This window comes from Mesorhizobium hawassense, from assembly GCF_003289945.1.
Classification (GTDB): Bacteria; Pseudomonadota; Alphaproteobacteria; order Rhizobiales; family Rhizobiaceae; genus Mesorhizobium; species Mesorhizobium hawassense.
In genome coordinates this window covers 21,351-40,375 of record NZ_QMBP01000031.1, presented here as the reverse complement: position 1 = coordinate 40,375, position 19,025 = coordinate 21,351, and the positions used below count along the sequence as shown (strand labels likewise).

The following is a 19,025-nucleotide window of genomic DNA, read 5'->3' as shown; positions in this document are numbered from 1 at the left end:
GCCCCTGTGCGGCCCGGTCGAAAAATATACTCCGAGCAGGAGCGTGCCCAAAAGCTCGCTCAAATTGAAAAGTCGGTCAACGGCGGGGCCACCCTCAAGAGCGCCGTAAAGCAGGCCGGCACCTCCGAACAGACCTATTATCAATGGAAGAAGAAGGCACGGCTGCCTGCCACAGCAGGTGACGATCTCAAGGACCTGGTTGCGCTCGAAGAAGAAAACAAGCGCCTGAAGAACATGCTTGCGGAACGTCTACGCAAGGAGAACGCGGAATTGAAGAAAAGACTCGGACTGCAATAGCGCAGTCCCCGCTGAACCGAGATGTAGTGCCAGCCGCTGCCGATCATCGCTAGGACATAAAGCCCTAGCACCGCCCCAGAAAACCGCTGCCGGCCCGACAAACATGCGATTTGCCGGGAGTGTCAGACGGGCAACGATCAAGCTAATGTTGCCGAACACGGCGCCTAACACCACGCCGGCCATCGTTCGGATCGTTTCGGAGAGCTTGGTCGCCTCGTCGGATACTGTCTTGCTAAGGTCGCCAAGAGCCTTGCATCCCTGCCTTGCTGGGTCACCCCGAAGTTATAGCCAATCCGAGCTCCCTCTAGCTCGGGGCCAAGGACCCCTGCGAGGGCCGAGTCACCGAAGAAGCGTTTCGTTTTCACAAATGACACCGGCGCAGGCTTTCGCCGCCGAACCGTAGCAGTCTCCATTCATCGAGAAAGACCGCCCTGCGGAAGGTGAGGGGATGAAGCTCTGAACTACCCCTCGGGAAATCGACAAGGTGGTGTCTGCGCTGCTAGGGCTCAAGCAAACCGAGGCGTGGCGTAAGAAAGGTCGATGCGCTCGGCTCAAATGGTCGCCGCCCTTTGGGCGGCGCTGTCTTTTTAGGTTGGCCTTCCCGGCGGCGCGGTGTGGGCGGCTCTCCCTTCTAGGCCCGCCGCGGCGGCCCGCAACCCTTCGCGTTCTGCTCAGGGTCCTCCACTTGCGTTGCGGTCCTACGGATGCCGGCCGCCTCTGACGGCGGGCCTTTCCGGTCGTTCTCGCCGCCCACCCCGCTTCCGGGGAAGGGCGCAGCGAGATTGGCGAGCGGAGATTTTTGTCATGCGCAAGACCGGCAAACGCGGTGCCCGTGGAGACGTTGGTGGGAAGAGGGGCGAGCCGCTTAAGCGCAGCCTCTATTCCGAAATCACCGATCGGATCATTGCCGATCTGGAGCGGGGTTCGGTGCCTTGGGTCAAGCCATGGGGCGGGGCGAAGGCCAGCCTTGGCCTGCCAAAGAACGCCGCCACTGGGCGCAGCTATTCCGGCATCAATATCCTGATCCTGTGGGGCGCGGTGATCGAGCGGGGCTACCCGGGCCAGAACTGGCTCACCTTCCGGCAGGCGCTTTCGCTTGGCGGCAATGTCAGGAAAGGCGAGCACGGCACGACAATTGTGCATGCCGACCGTTTTGTCCCGAAGGACGAGAAGGAACGCGCCAGACAACAAGACGCCGAGCCGCAGGCGGTGCCCTTCCTGAAGCGCTTTACCGTCTTCAATGTCGCGCAGTGCGAAGGCCTGCCCGAGCATCTTTACAGCAGCGCGGAGCCGCTGCCCGAACGTCAGATCATCCCGCAGGCCCAGGCGCTGATGCGCGCCTGTGGCGCCGATATCCGCATCGGCGGCGACCGTGCTTTCTACATGCCGGGTGCGGATTTCGTGCAACTGCCGCCGCAGCCCGCCTTCTTCGAGCCGGTCAATTATTACCGCACGGTTCTGCACGAACTAGGCCACTGGACGGGGCACCCGACCCGGCTTGCTCGCGACTTCTCCGGCTCGTTTGGCAGCCAGGCCTATGCGCGGGAAGAACTGGTGGCTGAGCTCACCGCAGCGTTTACCTGCTCGCGCCTCGGCATCGAGCCGACCGTGCGCCATGCCGACTATATCGCCTCGTGGCTCGAGGTGTTGCGCGAGGACAACCGCGCCATTTTCCGTGCCGCCAGCCTTGCCTCGAAAGCCGCCGATTTCCTGCTCGCCTTCAACCCCAATGCCGAAAGCGAGGCACAAACCGAGATCGCGGCATGAGCGCGCTCGATCCTTTTCGCGCCCCACATCAACGAGGCCGAGCGGCTTCTGCGGCATGCCGCCGCCGCTCTTTCGATTTCCTTTCCCGAGCTTCCGCCCGACTGGGCGGAACCATGCGTCACTAGGCGCAAACCCACCCGCCGCTCGGCCTCCGGCCTCGCGGATTGGGAAACTCCAACCAGAGCTACAGGAGAAAGACCATGCAGCTTGCCCATGTTTCAATAGACCAGTTGAGCGTTTCCGCCATCAACATGCGCCATTCCAAACGCGCGCCCGACATTGCTGACATCCTGCCTTCCGTACGGGCCCGCGGTGTGCTCGTGCCGCTTCTGGTGCGGCCGAACGGATCTCCGGACAGTTTCGAGATCGTCGCCGGACGGCGCCGCTATTTCGCGGCCAAAATCGTAGCCGACGAGCGCGGCGAGGCCGAACCGCTGCCCTGCGCCATCATGGAGGATGGTGACGATGCCGATGCGTTGGAGGCCTCGCTGATCGAGAACATCGCCCGTCTTGACCCCGACGAGGTCTCGCAATGGGAGACTTTTACCCGCCTCATCAAGGAGGGCCGCACCGTCTCAGATATCGCCGCCACCTTCGGCCTCACCGAGCATCGGGTGAAACGCATTCTGGCGCTCGGCGAACTTTTGCCGAAGATACGCGAGGCCTATCGCCGCGAGGAGATCGACAACGAGACGGTGCGCCATTTGACCATGGCGTCCAAGGCGCAACAGAAGGACTGGCTGGCGCTTTATGCCGACCCCGAGCAACATACCCCGCGCGGCTGGCAATTGAAGCAATGGCTGTTCGGTGGCCAGTCAATATCGACCAAGGTGGCGCTGTTTGCCATCGAGGATTATCCCGGCCTCATCGTCTCCGATCTGTTCGGTGAGGACAGCTATTTCGCCGATGCGGACCTTTTCTGGCAAAAGCAGAACGAGGCCATCGCGGCGAAGCGGGACACCTATCTGGAGGCCGGTTGGTTCTCCGTCGAAGTGTTGGAACCCGGCCTGTATTTTCATTCATGGGACTACGAAAAGACGCCGAGGAAGAATGGCGGCAAGATCGTCATCACCGTCTCCCAGCGCGGCGAGGTCGAGTGTCATGAAGGCTATTTGTCGCGCAAGGAGGCCCGCCGCGCCTGCTCGAACGGCGAGGCGTCGGAAGAGGCCGAACAGCCCGCAAAACCGTCACGCCCCGAGCTTAGCGGAACGATGCAGAACTATGTCGACCTGCACCGTCACGCCGCCGTGCGCGTCAGTCTGCTGGATCATCCGGGTGTCGCGCTGCGCCTGATGGTGGCCCATACCATTGCCGGTTCGAGCCTGTGGCAGGTGCGTCCCGATCCGCAACGCGCCGCCAACGAGACGGTCGCCGCAAGCGTTGCGGCTAGCAAGGCCGAAGCGGCCTTTGCCGAAAAGCGGCGCGCGGTTTTGACGCTGCTTGGGCAACCCGACGAGAACGCTCCGGTCGCCGGCGGCAAGGGCGATGGTTTCGCGCTGGCGAACGTCCTTGCCCGCCTGCTGGCGCTTTCGGACGACGATGTCTCGCGCGTTCTGGCGCTCGTGATGGCCGAGACGTTGGCGGCCGGCAGCGCCATTGTCGAAGCGCTTGGCAATCACCTTGAGCTCGATATGCGCAGCCATTGGCAGCCGGACGAAGCTTTTTTTGAGCTGCTGCGCGACAGGCAAATCACCAACCAAATGCTCGCCGAAGTTGGCGGTAACGACGTGGCCGAGGGCAAATCCCCGGAGAAGGTGAAGACGCAAAAAAAGATCATCCGCGACTTCCTGTCGGGCGAGAACGGCAGGCGCAAGATGGACAGCTGGTTGCCGCGCTGGATGGTGTTCCCGGTGTCGAGCTACACCGAACGCGGCGGTTTCCGCACCGCCGACCAGTGGGCGAAAATCCAGACGCTGTTTATGTCTGAGTGATCCTTGGCAATGCAGGCGGCGACGCTTCTGGCGTCGCCGCCTGTTCGTACTGAGGGCACATCGAGCGTGCGGCAAAGTGCCTTGCCGGACCGCGCAGCGCCGCTCCGGTTTTACTTTACGGCCGGCGACTGACCTCCGACAAACACCCGATCAGGCAGCGGCAATCTTGCGCTTGCTGCCTGCGCATGATCGCGTTGGAGCGGTGCCGAAGCGTTCGCATTCCCGCATTGCCGTGGCCTTTGACTGGCTGCCGCGACCGCGTCTTCTGACGTGTCTCCAATGCTCGCCGGGGACCATTCCCCTGCGGCTGGCTTGTCGACCTATGGGCGGATCCGCCCCGTCCGAAACCCTCGGCTGACAGTTTTTTTCCCCGCCGCCTGCAGCGGCTCCTCGCGCCGCTTCGCTTCAAAAAAGCCGTCCGCTCGGGTCCTCCGCTGACGCTTCGGCCTTTTCAGGTTCGGGCGGGCCGGACGCGCCCATCACGGTCCGCCATCGCAGGGGAATGGTCCCCGGCGAAGCACAAAAGGAAACTTCGAAATGACCGCGATCGGATACGTCACCAAGCAGGAAAACGGCAGCTACAAGGGCCAGCTCAAGACGCTCAGCGTCCGCGCCGACATCGCCATCGTCCCCAACCAGTCAAAGAGCGCCGACGCCCATCCGGACTTTAGGGTGCTGACCCAAGGCGTCGAGGTCGGCGCCGGCTGGATCAGGACCGGTGAGGCCTCCGGCAAGGACTATGTGAGCCTGTCGATCGCCGCCCCCGAGTTCGGTCCACGAAAACTCTACGCCAATCTCGGCCGCGCCGCCGGCCAGGATGACGACGAGACCTATGCCATCATCTGGAACCCGGCCGACTGAGCGGACGGGCCCCCGCGCCACAGGCGCGGGGGCCCCTTTCAAGCCGTCCAGCCTTCCAAGGGGCGGCGAAAACTCCAGGCCGACTCTTCGCCCGTCCCGCAAGCGCTCTCGTTCGCTGATCCTCGCCGCAGTCTCCAATCAGCGAAACGAGGACCACCATGGACGACGAAAACGAGCGCGCCGCCCGCGCCAAGAAGGGCAGCCCGTTTCTCAACACCGCGCAGGCCGCCTTCTATGTTGGGCTCTCCCAGCGCACTCTGGAAAAGATGCGGCTCACGGGCAACGGCCCGCAATTTCGCAAGCATGGCCGCTTCGTCCGCTACCACATCGACGAGCTCGACGCCTGGTCGAAAGGCCGGCCGCCAACCTCCGACTCCGGTGAAAATCGCGGAGGCCGGGCATGATGGCGCGGCCTTCCCTCTACCTGACCGGCAGCGGCTTGCGGCGCGTTCGCGCGCGCAAGACGCTTGCCGCCGCAAGCATCGGCTTGGTCCTGATCTTCATCACTGCAGTCGCCAAACCGGCCCCGATACTGATCTGGAATGCCTCGGCTAGCGCGCCGGTTGGACTCTATGGCCTTGGCCTGGGCGCGGCTCGCACGGGCGATTTCGTGCTTGTCCGCATGCCGAATATGGTCGGTCAGCTCGCCGATCAGCGCGGCTATCTGCCCCGCAGCGTGCCCCTGGTGAAGCGCGTCGCGGCACTCCCCGGCGAGCATGTCTGCGCCTTCAATGACGCAATCATCATCGGCGGCAAGATCGCCGCGCGCCGCCTGAAAACCGACAGTAAGGGCCGCCCGTTGTCGTGGTGGAACGAATGTCGGCCGCTCGCCAGCGACGAGGTTTTCCTGATCGGCGGCGACGCTCCCGGCTCTTTCGACAGCCGGTATTTCGGGCCGGTGCCGGCCGCAAACATCGTCGGGAGGCTCGTGCCGCTATGGGCCGGGTGATCCTGCTGATGCTGGGCATGGCGTCCTTCGCGCCATGCGCCTGTTCCGCCGCCACCGGCGCGCCGCCGGCCGTCATCTCCCAAGGTCCGCAACTGGCACGATGGCAGCGGTTCGTATCCGAGGCAAGCGGCCGCTTCGGCATTCCGCAGTCATGGATTTATGCCGTCATGGACGCAGAAAGCCGTGGGCAAACCATGCTCGACGGGCGGCCGATCACATCGCGCGCCGGCGCAATCGGTTTGATGCAGGTCATGCCCGGCACCTATGAGGAGCTGCGCGTCGAGCATGGTCTCGGGGCCGATCCGGCCGATCCGCGCGACAACATTCTGGCCGGGACCGCCTATCTTAGCGCCATGTTCGATCGCTTCGGTTTTCCCGGTCTGTTCGCGGCCTACAATGCCGGACCGGAGCGCTATGAGGCGCATTTGCAGCGTGGAAAATCGCTGCCGAGGGAGACGGTTTTGTATCTCGAACAGCTCGAGGCCGCAGGCGTTTCGGCAGACGATATGCAGGCGTTCAAGGACAAATCCCGGCCCCCGAAGGTGCCGAAAATCTCCTCCGGGCGCGAGCTGTTTTTCTTGAAGAAGGGCGTTTCCGCGACCAATCCGAGCGGCGAGCTTCTGGTGCCGCTCGGGCCTCGGCCGGCGGAATCATCGCGGCCCGACGGTCGGTGAGGGCAGGCGTTCGTGTGGAGCCGGCCTAGGGCAGAAGGCTGGGTGGCGAAGGCAAGATAAAGGCACCGCCTCCGAGAGGCGGCTAAGTCTTTGTCTGCACATCGTTTCTCCCGGAGGCTCCCTCCAGCGCCTGGAGGGTAACGTACGCAAGTCTCTGATTTTGCTGCAGATTGGTAGGAGGCTGCGATGCAGGATGATGAATTCAGGCCGAGGCTCGGCAAAATCGGATCGCGGGGCTCGAAGGCCGGCAAACGCTATGCTGGTCAGCTCCGCGCCGCGATCAACCGCGCCGGCGGCAAGGCCCCGCGTGGTGGCCGCTTCACCGGAAGCCGCATGGGGCGCGGCGGCGCGGCTGCCGCGGTCCTCAGATCGCGCGATCGCCATGCGGCTTTTCGGCAGCGGCGTGTCGTCGTTAAGGCGCGCCTCGTAAAGCTGGCCGGCAAGGGTGTCGACGGAGCGCGTGCGCATCTGCGATACCTCCAGCGCGATGGCGTCACCCGGCAAGGCGAGCCCGGCACGCTCTACGGTGACGACAGCGACCGCGTCGATGGCAAGGCGTTCATCGATCGTGCGGACGGTGACAGGCACCAGTTCCGCTTCATCGTCGCGGCCGAAGACGGCATCGAGTACGAGGATCTCAAACCGCTGACCCGGCGCTTGATGGCGCAGATGGAAGAGGACCTCGGCACCAGGCTCGACTGGGTTGCCGTCGATCATTTCAACACCGGCCATCCGCATACGCACATCATCGTTCGCGGCAAGGACGACCGCGGCGAGAATCTCGTGATCGCGCGCGACTACATCTCCTCTGGTTTGCGAGAGCGCGCGGCCGAACTGGTGAGCCTGGACCTCGGTCCGCGCACCGATCGCGAGATCGAGCAGCGCCTGCGCCAGGACATGGAGCAGGAACGCTTCACCAGCATCGACCGGCAGCTGCTGCGCATGCGCGACGACGATTGGTTTGTCTCGGCAGATACCCGCGACGCGTTTCGGCAGACGCTGCAACAGGGCCGCCTGCGCAAGCTCGAGCGGATGGGGTTGGCAGAGGAAGCCGGCCCGGGCCGCTGGCGGCTCGACGATGAACTCGAAGCAACGCTGGGTCGGATAGGCGAGCGCGGAGACATCATCAAGATGATGCATCGTGAACTGACTAGCAAGGGACTTGCGCGCAGTGCCGCCGACGTGCTCGTCCACGACGCAGGACAGAATGCCGAGCCTGTCGTCGGCCGCGTGGTCGCGCGCGGGTTGACAGACGAAATCCAAGACCGGCACTATCTCATCGTCGACGCCTTGGACGGCAAAAGCCACTACATAGACATCGGCAAACGCGAGGCGACGGAGCCCACCCCGGAGGGCTGCATCGTTCGTGTCACGCCGCGGAGCACGGAGCCCAGGCAGATCGACCGCACTGTCGCTGACATCGCGGCGGCGAATGACGGGCGCTACAATGTCGATATTCATCTGAGGCAGGACCCTTCCGCGACCGAACGCTTTGCGGAGATGCATCTCCGGCGGCTGGAGGCGATCCGCCGCGCAACGGGCGGCGTCGAGCGGGAGCCCGACGGCACCTGGATCATCGCGCCAGACCATCTCGATCGCGTTGCGCACTACCAGCGTCGGCGGGCGAGGGCCGAGCCCGTTGTCCTCGACAAGCTGTCGCCAATGCCGCTGGAGAAGCAGGTCGATTTCGATGGCGCCACCTGGCTGGACCGAGAGTTGGTTTCCAATGAACCGGCGGCCTTGCGCGACTCCGGCTTTGGCCGCGAGGTGCGGGAAGCGCAAACCCGACGGCAGCAGTGGCTCATTGCTCAAGGACTCGCGCACAAAGAGCAGGACCGGATCGTCTATCGCGCAGATATGATTTCGATCCTGCGCCAGCGGGAGTTGAACCGGATTGCCGGCCAGCTCTCGGAGGAGCTCGGGCTCTCCTATTTTGAAGCAAAGCGTGGGGATCGGCTGGAAGGAAAGATTGTCCGGTCGGTCGAACTCGCCAGCGGGAAATATGCAGTCATTGAGAAATCGCGTGAGTTCACTCTCGTGCCGTGGCGGCCGGTGCTGGATCGCCACATTGGAAAGGAGGTCTCCGGAGTCGTGGGTGGGGAGGGGACTTCTTGGACCATCGGGCTGAAAAGGAGCGGCCCGAGTGTTTCGTGACCTATTGCACGAGCCGCCCGCTGCGTTTGACCAACAGGGTGCAGTCAGCGGATGAGTTAGCCGACTAATCTGGTTAGACCGGACCTTTGCCGAGGTAAACGACTGATAAGGCAACATTATCATTCGTTTTAGCTCTCCGACAAGCTGTGCGTTTTGGAGTGAAAATCGTAGCACAAAGCGCACGGCCGCTTTACCCTCCAAACACATGATTCGTCTCGATCCCGCGACCGCCGCTCCGTCCGTGCCGCCGGCGATCCCGGCTTGGGCGCTCGGCGTCGGCATCGCGTCCAGCGATGCCGACGCCGCCTTCCAGGCCGGCGCCGCCCTGGGCGCGCTTGACACGCTTGCCCGCACGCAAGCCAGCTGGGCCGGCGCCTGGCGCCAGCGGCTGGCGCTCAAATCTGCCGCCGCCAGCATGCGGCTCGCCGGCCGCGCCGAGGACGAAGCCGCCCTGCGCGACGCCTGGCAGCTTTGCCCGGCCGGCGCCGACCCCGGTCCCGCCGGCGCGGTGTTTGGCGCCTCGCGCCAGCTGGCGCTGCAGCCGCCGGCGGTCAGCGCCGATCGGCTGACAAAAGGGGCCGAGCTGCTAGGGCTCGCCTGGGACGACGCGGCGCTCGCCGACCTGTGCACGCATATCGAGGACGTGGCGGGCTCGCAGCGGCCGGCGCCATTTGCCGCCGCGGCAATCGCCGCCCATGTCGTCGCCGCTCGACCCGACGCCGAGCTGTTGGCCTGGTGGCTCGCCGACCTGGTGCTAGCGCAAAACCTGCGCTGGCCGCTGCCGCTGCCCCTGCTGATGGCTCAGGCTTTTGGCCCGGCTTTCCGCATCGAGGGCGGCGGCGGCAAGCGGATCCGACCGGGCGAAAGAGGTTTCGAGCGGGAGGTCTGCCTGGCGCTGGTGCAAGCGGGGGCCGATGGCTGCCGGCTGGCCACTGAGCTGTCGCGCCGTGCTGAAAAACTCCTGGCGGTGGCGCCAAAACTGCGCGCCAAAGGCGCCGGCGACGTGATTTTTTTGCTGCTGAATGAAGATGCCGTCGCCGGATCGCTGACGACGAAAAACCTGTCGCGCTTCGCGGCGCGGCGCCTGTTCGAGCGGCTGCAGCAACTTGAGGCCGTGCGCGAGCTTTCGGGCCGCCCGACCTTCCGGTTGTTTGGGCTGTAGCGATGAGCCAAGCCTCCGTTCGCCGCAAGCCAGACGAGCAGCCAGCGCTGCTGGACACCGAGCTCGAGCACCTGCCGCCGGAACTGCGCTGGCGCGAGTGGATGGGCCGCGTCGAAGCGGTGATCTTCGCGGCCAGCGAGCCTGTGGCGCGCGAGATGCTGGCGCGGGTGGTGGGGAAAAACTGCAATCTCGACCTGGTCATCGACGACATCCGCGCCGAGCTCGCCGGCCGCCCCTACGAGCTGGTCGCGGTCGCCGGCGGCTGGCAGCACCGGACCAAAAAGGTCTTTGGCGACGTCATCCACGCTGCCTTCGGTACGCCGGCGGGGCAGGGTGCAAAAGAACTGTCGCAGTCGGAGACGCTTGTCTTGATGTGCATCGCCTATTTCCAGCCGATCACGCGTGGCGAGCTGTCTTCCTTCTTCGGCAAGGAGGTATCGCGCGATCTGATCGGCGTACTGCGCGCGCAGGACCTCATCGCCTCGGGGCCGCGCAGCCCCCAGCCGGGCGCGCCCTACACCTATGTGACGACGAAGAATTTCCTGTCGCAGTTCGGGCTCGACACTCTGCGCCAGCTGCCGGATTTCGAGGCGCTCGAGGACGCCGGGCTGCTGTCGAAGGAAAAGTTGCTTGCCGGCGACATCATGCCCGAGTTTTCAGATCGGGATGAGGATCGGGCTGGGTAAGGATAGCGCGCGAAGCGCCTTTGCGGTGGGTATCTCGACGGTCCACCGGAGATCACCTCGAGCGTCCAGCGCGACGGAGGGCTAAAAGTTCGCTGTCCACGACCGCTGCCGTGCACGTTGTCGCGGGGAGCAGCATTGCTTCCTATGCTTTCCCGCGCGCATCCTGCTAAATTCGACTCGTTGGGGAGCAATGCGATCCGAGCGATCGCACTCCTGGAGCAGCGTCACCTCTCGGTGAGCTGACGAGGGCGGGCCGAGCGACTGTTCAACCCGCCCCGTCGAGATGATCGAGATCGTCGAAGCCGGCGACGATATCGGCATTGCGGATGCGCTCCTGCGTGTCCTCAAAGCTCTCGTTGGGACTGCCCGGCTGAATGTGCTGGCGAATAGCATCGTAACGTTTGCGGGCAGCAACGCGCGACACCGAACGTGTCAAATGGAGGCGTACCGCCAAACTGTCGGGACTATCACAGCCTTCGCGTACGACCCCGCTTAATGTAGCCAAGACGGTGGAGACGGATGTCTCGTCTCCGGCGGCGCGTAACCGCGCCGCGAGCAGGCGTCCAGGAAGGCCCGCTAAAAACGCAAGATCGGGTACGAGCCGTGACGCAAACTGGCGGGCATTCTTGCACTGTTTGAGATTTGTGCTGCGTCCGAGAAATGCCTTTTCGAGCTCGCATAGTGGCGCCCCTGACATCCAAATCGGCCAAAGTTTACGCAGCAAGAACAAAGCATATTTTCCGCGCGCCTCGTCATCGGCTAGTTTTTTATAAGGCGTGCCGAACATCTCCTCTAGGCTCTCAGGTCGCACGAGACTGAGCAACTGGCTCGGATGCGCGTCGAGCCAATCGAGCAGCGCCACCACTGCCTCGAGAGCCGTTCCGGAAAAGGCGCCGGCACCGAGCCGTTCGACGATCTGCTGAAGCAACTCGATAGAGAGTCCGGTTGCGCCAGATACCTGTTCGATCCAGCGGTCGGATTCAGGCAGCTCGAGAGCGGCTCGTGCGGCTAGAGCCGAGGCAACCCTTGTGCTCAGCCATTCGGCATCAGCGGCGACTAGGGCGCGGTAGGCGCCGAAGCTGCTGTTGAGCAACACCACAGCGGGATCGCCTTCGGCCCCGGCGATTGCTAGCGGCAGCTTGCTCAAGAGATAGGCTGAGGCGCCGGTCTGAGTGACGCCGTCGTGAATGCGGTCGAGCACCACCTTCAGCGGATCGTCAATGACGAGACATTGGTCGGCCTGCTCGAAGATTGCCTGCAGCTCCATCCAATGCCCATTAATCTGGTTATTCTGATCGTCGAAGTCGATGACCTTGCTGGGCACAAGCAAGACGAAACCCTGCGCGCCTTCGCCGGCGCGTCCTGCACGTCCTGCGGCGTTCAATAGCTCATGTGCCTCAAGCTTCTGCATCTTGTCGGCCTGCGGATCGAACCGGCTGTCCCCCGAGATAATGACAACTTCGCTCGGCAGGTTCATGCCCTGAGCAAGCGTCGAGGTCGCGAAAAGCACCTTGATCCCGTCCGGACGGCGAAAGAGGCTTTCGTGCAGTTCGCGTTCCTCGCGCAGTAGCAGCGCATGATGGCTGGCGGTCCCAGTCCTAAGCGTGCCATCAGCGGCAAGCTTCATGTAGCAGTAACCAGCTCCGCCCATCTCCTCTTCGGCAAGGGTGCGCCATTTTTGCTCTTCCTCTGTAAGCGTGATCTGGCTAGCGGCGACGCGGGCCGGGTAATCCTTGACACAGCTCTCACAAAAGACAGTGGTCTGGACAAACACCAATGTCTTCATGCCCGCAATCGCTGCAGCGGCGGCAATTGCGCCGCTTGTCTGGTTGCCGTTGGGGGTGAGGTACCAGTTACCGCGCTTAGACCGGCCGGCCGACAGTAAGCGGCCGTCGCCGAGGAGCTGCAGCAGAGCATAGTCGCTGCGGTCGGTGGTCGACCAGGTCTGCAGGAGGCTGAACAAACCGAAGGGCTGCGCCAGCAACGCATCATTTACAGAGACAGGCGGCTTGTCGTGATCGGGATAGTCGATGCGGGCCTGAGCCAGGATAGCTTTGAGCGCTTTAATCTGCTCGGCGGGATAGACGACGCAGCCCCGCACCTGCCGCGTTGGCTTCCAGCTCAGGTCCAGCGTCAGGCACTGGCGGCCGGTAATATACGCAATCCAGCCGGCAATCTCCTGCGTGTTCTTCATCATGGCAGAAAGCAGCAGCAAGTCGGCATCAGGAGCGAGGCGCGTAAGGTTGAGAATGGCGAGCATCGCATCAAGCCCGCGCCTGCTTCGATCATCTTCGCGCGGATGAAGCAAATGGCATTCGTCGAAGACGATCAAACCGAGATCCGCGAAGGCATCGGAATCGACCGACAACAGCATCAGGCAGCGCTCGGGGGTCATGACTGTGACTTCGCCGAGCACGACGACGTCACCAATGCCGACATCCTCGTCGACGTCGGCAAGAATGCTGTAGTCCTGGAACGTGCCCTTCAGCGATCGCTGGGTCTGCCCGACGAGCGCATGCGTGGGCGCTAGGACGATGACGCGCTCACCGCGAAGCAGCGCGGTGGCGATCTTAAGCTCGGCGAGCGTCGACTTGCCGCCACCGGTCGGAAAGCTGATTGCCGATGAAACGCCCTGTTCTAGATAGCCTTTGGCAATCGCTTCGCGGTGGTTGCGCCAGAGATAGGGTCGCTGCCGGGCTATGCGGCGGAGCGTCTGCCACCAGCCGTTGTCATCGACCCCGCCCGGCGTCGGTATACGACTAAGAGCAGTTCCAAGCAGGTCGCCCTCTAGCCCGAGAAGTAGATTGGCGAGGTGCAAAGGCCCGGGATAGAGGCTGAGCAGCGTCTCGCCGGCCACGCCGGCGCCATCGATCGGTTCGCTTGCTAGGGCGCGTACCTGCGCAAACAGCGCGCTCGCTGGCACGACGCCGCCTGCCTCGGGCGCGACGTCGATGCGCAGGCGCAGCTGCCGCGCGAGATTGGTGATGCCGCGCAGAAGCAGCAGGCGGAGCGCATCGAGAGCGCGGAAGCCGAGATCGTCGCCATTAACATCAATCTCAGGCTCGTCGGTGCCGACGATCTCACCGAGCCGACCTTGCGCAAGATAGCGGATTGCGAGCAGCAGGGCGCGCTCGATCGGCCCGGCGTCCGGCGCAGGCACAATCCGCTTGGCGGCTTCGGCCGCATCGGCATGCGCTTCTGCCAGGAGGAAGAGCAATGTGGCGCAAACCTCGGGGCTGACCACCGCCATGTCGACTTTGCTGGGAGCGTGGTCTCCGCGTAGCGCTAGGGAGACGGCTTGGTGTGCCGAAGCCGCGACGAAGGCCGCTGAGGCTCGATTTTCACGGTCGGGCAGCAAGGCGGCATAGGTCTCGTGGGCGGCAGCGATGCGGCGAAGTTCGGCAACGGTTGCCAGCAACGCTTCATCGTCCGCTTCGGCGGTAGCACCGCGCAAGCGAATGCGCGCCGAGACTATGTCGGCAAAGGCCTCTGTCAGCCGCTTCGGCAGATTTTCGAGATCGAGCCCCTCGAGTGGAGGCGCCGCCCGGATCAGTGCCGCGGTCGTCGGATCAAACATTGGCGATGGCCTTAATCTTGACGATCACGCGCGCGGCGAAGCTCGCCATCCAGCTGCGCATCGCGGGCAGGTATATGGTGTCGGCTCGGCGGCGGGCGGCAGCGCCCGGCGCGGAGTCGTCGAAGCCCTTGAACAGCTTCGCGCGGGCGTCGGCATTGTTATGGGTGTCACCAATGGTGATGCTGACGCGATAGCGCCTGGCATCGTGCCACAGTGTGTTGGCGATCGCTGTATCGAGGTCGAACTCGGGATCGGCGGCGGCACGCGCGTCGAGCATCGCGCTCACTTCCTGGCTGAGTTCATTCAACCGCTCGCCCTTTTCGAGCGCGACAATGCCTGGCCAGACATCATCGCGGATGGTGTCTCTGGCCTTGTCTGTTGCCTTGTCCTCGAAGACGACGACCGCCGTGACCGCAGTGCCGGCTTCGTTCAGTTCTAGCTGCATGCCGTCGAAGCCTTTGTCGGCCTTGCGAATATGCGGCATCCGGGTGAGCGAGGCAGAAGGCTGCTGGTGCGCGGCGATCCACGATATCGCCTGGAACAGCCAGCCGTCCCGGTGCCAGGGATCCTCGCCTTCGGCCAAGGTCAGCTGCTTGATCGCTGCATTCGCCTGCTCGGAATTGGCAGCGGGGCCCGGCACGCCCGCACCACTCAGGATCTTGGCGACGTGGCGATACTGGCCGAGCACGATGCGTGCGACACGCTCGGCGAGCACGTCTTCATCGTCGATAGTCCATGCCCAGCCGTGGCAGAGTTCTCCATGATCTATTGGGACGAGCGTCAGGGTCATGGCGTGCTACAAAGCTAGTCGAACGGTAAGGGGCACAACGGAACCGGCGTCGGAATCGACGCAGCGGGCTCAGCCAGTGGCGCCGCACACGGCTTAGTCTCGCGTCGGATCATTCGTTGCCGGCAGCCTTTGTTCCCGAAGCCACGCCCTTGAAGACAGAGAGCGAAGACACTTGGTCCAGCATCGAGCACATGTTGTTTGGACTATCGAAATTGAAGCCCATGCATTTCTGGTCCACGGCGCAAGCGGTCACGCAACTGGCATAATTACTGGGCTCGTTCGAATAGGAATCGCCCACAACAACCGTATTCTTGTAGAAGACGAGGCTGGAATACTGGACCTTGCTCGCGACCGCGGGCTTTGCCGCCATGGCAGCGTCCGGCGCTCTGACCAGTATCGAGGCATCGCCTTTCAGGAAGCACGCGGAATGCTTCTTGTCATAGGTGATGGCCTGACATTGATCGTCACCTTCGCATCTGGTCTGGCATTGATCTAATGAGAGGTTCATGAGGGGCATTCCTGGAAGGTCGAAGCCCATCGCGTCCCAACCATCCTGCGCGATGAGCTTCTTGGCCGCTTCGGCTCGTCCGGATGGGGACTCGAAGTCTCCGGCGTTGAAAGTCCTGCCATCGAGCCATGCACATTTCGAAGCAAGCTCCCTGGCGGAATCGTCGTTCAATCCAACTGATGCGAGTGTCGCTGGTGGCGCGATGGGAGCTTGGGGCGTGGCCGTTGGCGTCACGCGGTTTACAAGGTCTGTGTTGACATCAACGCCGTTCACAAGCCGACGGGTGTAGCACCATGCCCGATCCCAAGTGGGATCGTTCTCTTCGGTGAAGTAGTGCCCCGATGTGAGCGTCCAGTGAGCACCCGCGAAGTCGACCTCCTTCGTGAGGAACTTGTTGAAATCCTCGGTCACCTTGTCGGCCTTGCTGGGCAGCGGTGCTGGTAGAGGATCGGCCGGCTTTGCTTGCTTGGGTGGGTCGGTTCGGTCCAACTTGGGTTGTGTGGTCGTGTCGGGCGGATCGATCCTGTCGGTGCGCTTCTCGATCGGCTTCTCCGGCGCGACAGGCGGACTGATCTCTCGCCCGAAGAACAATGCTGCCCCAAATCCAATGCCGACAGCTGCGACCGCCACGGCTGCGCCCGTCATCATCCTGCGAAAGGCACTAGCGCGGGCCATCCTGTCGTAGGCTGCAGCTTCTGCCTCCAGAGTGGGAATGGCCGCTTGCTTGACAACCAGGTCGACCGCTTTTTCGAGGAGAGCAGTGTTATGCCGGACCAGCACGTTTGCGACCGCCCTTTGCTGCTACCTTCACGAGATCCACGACGTCGGCCGGCAAATCCTCGTTCAATGCTTTGCGCAGCGCGTCTGGATCATCGGTGAGGACCGGAACATAGAGAATCTCCTTCACCACTTTTTCGACGGGGACCTCGACGCGCTTTTCCACCTCCCTGTCCACCGGCACTTCGACCGGCACTTTAACAGTTCGCACTCGGTGCCAGCGCCATCTTAGAAGCAGACGCCTGATCAGACGCGACAACCGGTTCTCGGAACGAGATTCAGCCTCTGCAGCGATGCGCTGCAGACCGAGAGCCACCATCGCGGTGATCGGTCCGGCAAGGCCGGCGATAACCGCAAGGGAGCCAAACCAGATGGCTGCAATCTTTCCTGCCTCGCCTTCGCTTACCTGTTCAGGTTTCTCGCTGTACCACCGCGCTGCGATTCGCCGAATCTGGTCGGTCCGGGCCAACGGAATTCGCCTTTTCTCAAGCTCGTTGAGCTGCTTTGCTATTTCGTCGCGTCTCGCCTGGTTTGCTGCTAGCGCCTTTCCTTCGGTCGCTTCGGCGGTCTGTGCCGCGGAGAGGTCTTGTCGCGCTTGAGAAAGCCGTCTTTCCCAATCGGCCGAAATCTCGTCCAATGACTTCTCCAGATCCGCACGCCTATTTTGCAGCACCTGCTTCTGTTCATCGGTCATCTTGGGGCTTTGCAGCCTGAGCCTGTCGAACTCAGCGCGCGTGGCCGCGATCTGCTGATCGAGCTCCTGGATCTGTGGATCGTACTTTGCCTCCGTCTTCGTGCGGGGGTTGGCGAGCTTTCCGATCTCGTCTTCCCAGCGCTTTGCTGATGCCGCGTCGCCGCTTTCCCTGGCGTCTTTGATCCGTTCGACGTAACTATCTCTTTGTCGCTCAAATTCCTCGACCGCCTGCTTGACCCTGGCGTCTCTTTCGGTGACCAGATCCGTGCGCCTTTGGTCCTGATCCTTAAGTTGTTCTCTTGCCTTTGCCGCCTCGGGCGTCAGGGCGGTCGTAGCCTGCAGTTCGGCGTCGACATCGCCGATGCGCCCCTGAATTTCCTTTCGCGCATTGTCGGCAAGCGTGCCAACCTCCTCGAGATCGGCCTTTGCTTTGGCAACCTGATCCGTCTGTTTTGCCGCTTCGTCAGAGGCTGACAGCTTTGCGTTTTCCCGGGTGAGAGTGTCGATCTCGTCAGCGATCTCCTCGTATTGCAGTTCACGAAGAGTGCCGGCGCGCTCCAGGCCAAGCAGCACAGTTTCGAAAGTGATGCCAGCAAGCAGGAGCATGAAGATCAAAAGCACAGGCTTCCAGAACCAGGACGCGCTGTACAGAAGCGTTGCGATCGGGATTTTGGTGAGTTCGGCAATCGAGACAATGAAGAACGGAGCGCTCGCCAGAACCAAGTCCATTGCCGTGGCTGATTGGCTGGCTTCGAAGGCTTGAACACCCAAAGCCAAGCCGGTGGCCAATCCGATGATGGATGCTGTAATCTCAAGCGCCCAAGCGCCACGGTATGTCCACTGGCCGTAGCTGGCCAGCTTTTGGCTCATGCTTGAATTCACCCGGCGCCCCCGCCCTTTTACTTTCCCATTTTACCCTGCCATTTAATTGCTGGGCTTGCATCAGGAAATTTTCTGAAATGGGACAAGGCGGTCGACAAGTTGGAAATATCGTTACTATCGCCCGTGGGTTTTTGTTCCCGTCGAATAAAGTCGGAAGGCAGAGCCGTCGGATATGGGTTCAGCTGGTTGCTTTTTTGGCTGATCGAGATTTCAAGGACCCGGGTGCGGAATCTGCGGCGAGATTGACGCGCAGCAGCCGAGCTGGATGTCCCCCGAAAGCGTGCCGTCCTGAAGGAAGCGTTAGCGCTTTGACCTTCGCCAACCGGCTGCGACAGCTTCGGCTTCCGAGCGGAACCACCTTTCCCCCTTGCCCGGGCTAATCAGGGTGACGCTGTAATATTTTTGTCCGGGCATATGATAAATGCGTTCGCCCTGGGCCGATATGTTGCCCTTGATGTTGCAGGCGGAATTTCCGCTGCCGAAAACCGATAGCGGTGCACTCGTTGGTCCGTCGTCATTGTGTTGCGCTCGCCAGTCCCAGGGCGCTTGAAAGGACCCCACCCATAAACCGACCCTCGCAGCACTGGCCTTCGATTGTTGCGGTGCATATTCGCCGTGGCTGTACTTCGGCCAATCGAGAGCTTGGCCATGCTCGACCATCCACGCCGCCAGGTTGGCGCCGTCGGATCGCGCGCAATCTCCGACGAAGCGCCCGTAGCGATCCCACGTAACGAATGAGCAATGAACCGGCCTGGAGGCAGCCAGGAACTCATCCAAGGCTTGGACGGAACGCCGGCCGCAGGGATATTCGAACCCCTTCGCGTCGTCGCAGTACTGGCGGCTCTCCGGCGCGTCGATCCCGTTGAGACGTATTCGTTGACCATGCACCTCGATCGTATCGCCATCGATGACCGAGGCGACCCCGGCAATCGCGACTGGCTTCGGCTTGCTCAGGTTTTGCAGATTGATCTCTGGCAGCGAGCCGGTGTTATGCATCACAAACTGCGTCACCAAGGCGGAAGCCGCCGCTACAGTTACCAGCACGAGGCGGAGCGGCACGCTTGGCCAACCGCTGGCGCGAGAGCGCTTGGCGCCGACCTGCTTCATCTGCCGCCAAACAGCCTTTTGAGCAGGCTCCAGAAGCTGACGGTGGTGCGATCATAGACCCGATTGTAAGCGGCTCGCTTAGGGTCGGTGACCCATCCCATACCGCGTGGGGCTTTCAGGCCGAAACTCTGCTTCACCATGCGCTTAACGGATGTTCTGGCCGCAAGGCTGCGTTTGAGACTTGGTCTGCGGATCCCGAATTTCATTTT

16 protein-coding genes are annotated in these 19,025 nt (G+C 62.7%); 10 read left to right on the top strand and 6 right to left on the bottom strand.

Annotated elements, in window-relative coordinates; translation table 11 throughout:
- The 10 genes from DPM33_RS34000 to scpB form a co-directional block, all read left to right on the top strand.
- On the top strand, positions 1-297 hold a 297-nt coding region (locus tag DPM33_RS34000; RefSeq protein ID WP_245442633.1), incomplete at its 5' end, for a transposase.
- An 804-nt stretch (positions 298-1,101) separates the two neighbouring features.
- Complete coding sequence (locus tag DPM33_RS33995) at positions 1,102-2,064, top strand: ArdC family protein (protein ID WP_112101729.1); 963 nt, start codon at positions 1,102-1,104, stop codon at positions 2,062-2,064.
- 200 nt (positions 2,065-2,264) lie between these two features.
- Positions 2,265-3,995 (top strand): ParB/RepB/Spo0J family partition protein, encoded by a 1,731-nt coding sequence (locus tag DPM33_RS33985; RefSeq protein WP_112101728.1) that lies wholly within the window; start codon positions 2,265-2,267, stop codon positions 3,993-3,995.
- A 537-nt stretch (positions 3,996-4,532) separates the two neighbouring features.
- A complete protein-coding gene (locus tag DPM33_RS33980; RefSeq protein ID WP_112101727.1) occupies positions 4,533-4,856 on the top strand; it encodes a DUF736 domain-containing protein in 324 nt (107 codons plus the stop codon).
- Between the two features lie 158 nt (positions 4,857-5,014).
- Complete coding sequence (locus tag DPM33_RS33975; protein WP_112101726.1) at positions 5,015-5,260, top strand: helix-turn-helix transcriptional regulator; 246 nt, start codon at positions 5,015-5,017, stop codon at positions 5,258-5,260.
- Positions 5,260-5,805 carry a S26 family signal peptidase gene (locus DPM33_RS33970; protein ID WP_245442645.1) on the top strand — a complete coding sequence of 182 codons (546 nt, stop codon included), beginning with the start codon at positions 5,260-5,262 and terminating at the stop codon, positions 5,803-5,805. The genes DPM33_RS33975 and DPM33_RS33970 overlap by 1 nt, the downstream gene beginning before the upstream one ends.
- Positions 5,793-6,479 (top strand): lytic transglycosylase domain-containing protein, encoded by a 687-nt coding sequence (locus DPM33_RS33965; RefSeq protein ID WP_112101724.1) that lies wholly within the window; start codon positions 5,793-5,795, stop codon positions 6,477-6,479. The genes DPM33_RS33970 and DPM33_RS33965 overlap by 13 nt, the downstream gene beginning before the upstream one ends.
- 186 nt (positions 6,480-6,665) lie before the next feature.
- On the top strand, positions 6,666-8,633 hold the full coding sequence (gene rlxS / locus DPM33_RS33960; protein WP_112101723.1) for a relaxase/mobilization nuclease RlxS: 1,968 nt from the start codon (positions 6,666-6,668) through the stop codon (positions 8,631-8,633).
- Positions 8,634-8,838: 205 nt separating this feature from the next.
- A complete protein-coding gene (locus DPM33_RS33955; RefSeq protein WP_112101722.1) occupies positions 8,839-9,795 on the top strand; it encodes a DUF1403 family protein in 957 nt (318 codons plus the stop codon).
- Positions 9,796-9,797: 2 nt separating this feature from the next.
- Positions 9,798-10,481 (top strand): SMC-Scp complex subunit ScpB, encoded by a 684-nt coding sequence (gene scpB, locus DPM33_RS33950; protein WP_112101721.1) that lies wholly within the window; start codon positions 9,798-9,800, stop codon positions 10,479-10,481.
- 265 nt (positions 10,482-10,746) lie between these two features.
- Here scpB and DPM33_RS33945 read toward each other — a convergent pair whose 3' ends face one another.
- The 6 genes from DPM33_RS33945 to DPM33_RS33920 all read right to left on the bottom strand — a co-directional run bounded on the left by DPM33_RS33945 (position 10,747) and on the right by DPM33_RS33920 (position 19,022).
- Positions 10,747-14,058 (bottom strand): DEAD/DEAH box helicase, encoded by a 3,312-nt coding sequence (locus DPM33_RS33945; RefSeq protein WP_112101720.1) that lies wholly within the window; start codon positions 14,056-14,058, stop codon positions 10,747-10,749.
- Positions 14,051-14,848 carry a hypothetical protein gene (locus DPM33_RS33940; protein ID WP_112101719.1) on the bottom strand — a complete coding sequence of 266 codons (798 nt, stop codon included), beginning with the start codon at positions 14,846-14,848 and terminating at the stop codon, positions 14,051-14,053. The genes DPM33_RS33945 and DPM33_RS33940 overlap by 8 nt, the downstream gene beginning before the upstream one ends.
- 109 nt (positions 14,849-14,957) lie before the next feature.
- Entirely contained in the window at positions 14,958-16,136 is a 1,179-nt protein-coding gene (locus DPM33_RS33935; RefSeq protein ID WP_112101718.1) for a PAN domain-containing protein, read from the bottom strand.
- On the bottom strand, positions 16,120-17,697 hold the full coding sequence (locus DPM33_RS33930) for a coiled-coil domain-containing protein (RefSeq protein WP_112101717.1): 1,578 nt from the start codon (positions 17,695-17,697) through the stop codon (positions 16,120-16,122). Before DPM33_RS33930 ends, DPM33_RS33935 begins: the two co-directional genes overlap by 17 nt.
- Positions 17,698-18,009: 312 nt before the next feature.
- Complete coding sequence (locus DPM33_RS33925; protein WP_167449306.1) at positions 18,010-18,816, bottom strand: thermonuclease family protein; 807 nt, start codon at positions 18,814-18,816, stop codon at positions 18,010-18,012.
- The gene (locus tag DPM33_RS33920; RefSeq protein WP_112101716.1) at positions 18,813-19,022 is read right to left on the bottom strand and encodes a hypothetical protein; all 210 of its coding nucleotides are present in this window, start codon (positions 19,020-19,022) and stop codon (positions 18,813-18,815) included. Before DPM33_RS33920 ends, DPM33_RS33925 begins: the two co-directional genes overlap by 4 nt.
- Positions 19,023-19,025 lie beyond the last annotated feature (3 nt).

Excerpts from the sequence above, each read along its gene's own strand:
- DPM33_RS33995 (WP_112101729.1), top strand. The coding sequence starts at position 1,102 with ATGCGCAAGACCGGCAAACGCGGTGCCCGTGGAGACGTTGGTGGGAAG.
- DPM33_RS33985 (WP_112101728.1), top strand. The coding sequence starts at position 2,265 with ATGCAGCTTGCCCATGTTTCAATAGACCAGTTGAGCGTTTCCGCCATC.
- DPM33_RS33980 (WP_112101727.1), top strand. The coding sequence starts at position 4,533 with ATGACCGCGATCGGATACGTCACCAAGCAGGAAAACGGCAGCTACAAG.
- DPM33_RS33975 (WP_112101726.1), top strand. The coding sequence starts at position 5,015 with ATGGACGACGAAAACGAGCGCGCCGCCCGCGCCAAGAAGGGCAGCCCG.
- DPM33_RS33970 (WP_245442645.1), top strand. The coding sequence starts at position 5,260 with ATGGCGCGGCCTTCCCTCTACCTGACCGGCAGCGGCTTGCGGCGCGTT.
- DPM33_RS33965 (WP_112101724.1), top strand. The coding sequence starts at position 5,793 with ATGGGCCGGGTGATCCTGCTGATGCTGGGCATGGCGTCCTTCGCGCCA.
- rlxS (WP_112101723.1), top strand. The coding sequence starts at position 6,666 with ATGCAGGATGATGAATTCAGGCCGAGGCTCGGCAAAATCGGATCGCGG.
- DPM33_RS33955 (WP_112101722.1), top strand. The coding sequence starts at position 8,839 with ATGATTCGTCTCGATCCCGCGACCGCCGCTCCGTCCGTGCCGCCGGCG.
- scpB (WP_112101721.1), top strand. The coding sequence starts at position 9,798 with ATGAGCCAAGCCTCCGTTCGCCGCAAGCCAGACGAGCAGCCAGCGCTG.
- DPM33_RS33945 (WP_112101720.1), bottom strand. The coding sequence starts at position 14,058 with ATGTTTGATCCGACGACCGCGGCACTGATCCGGGCGGCGCCTCCACTC.
- DPM33_RS33940 (WP_112101719.1), bottom strand. The coding sequence starts at position 14,848 with ATGACCCTGACGCTCGTCCCAATAGATCATGGAGAACTCTGCCACGGC.
- DPM33_RS33930 (WP_112101717.1), bottom strand. The coding sequence starts at position 17,697 with ATGAGCCAAAAGCTGGCCAGCTACGGCCAGTGGACATACCGTGGCGCT.
- DPM33_RS33925 (WP_167449306.1), bottom strand. The coding sequence starts at position 18,816 with ATGAAGCAGGTCGGCGCCAAGCGCTCTCGCGCCAGCGGTTGGCCAAGC.
- DPM33_RS33920 (WP_112101716.1), bottom strand. The coding sequence starts at position 19,022 with ATGAAATTCGGGATCCGCAGACCAAGTCTCAAACGCAGCCTTGCGGCC.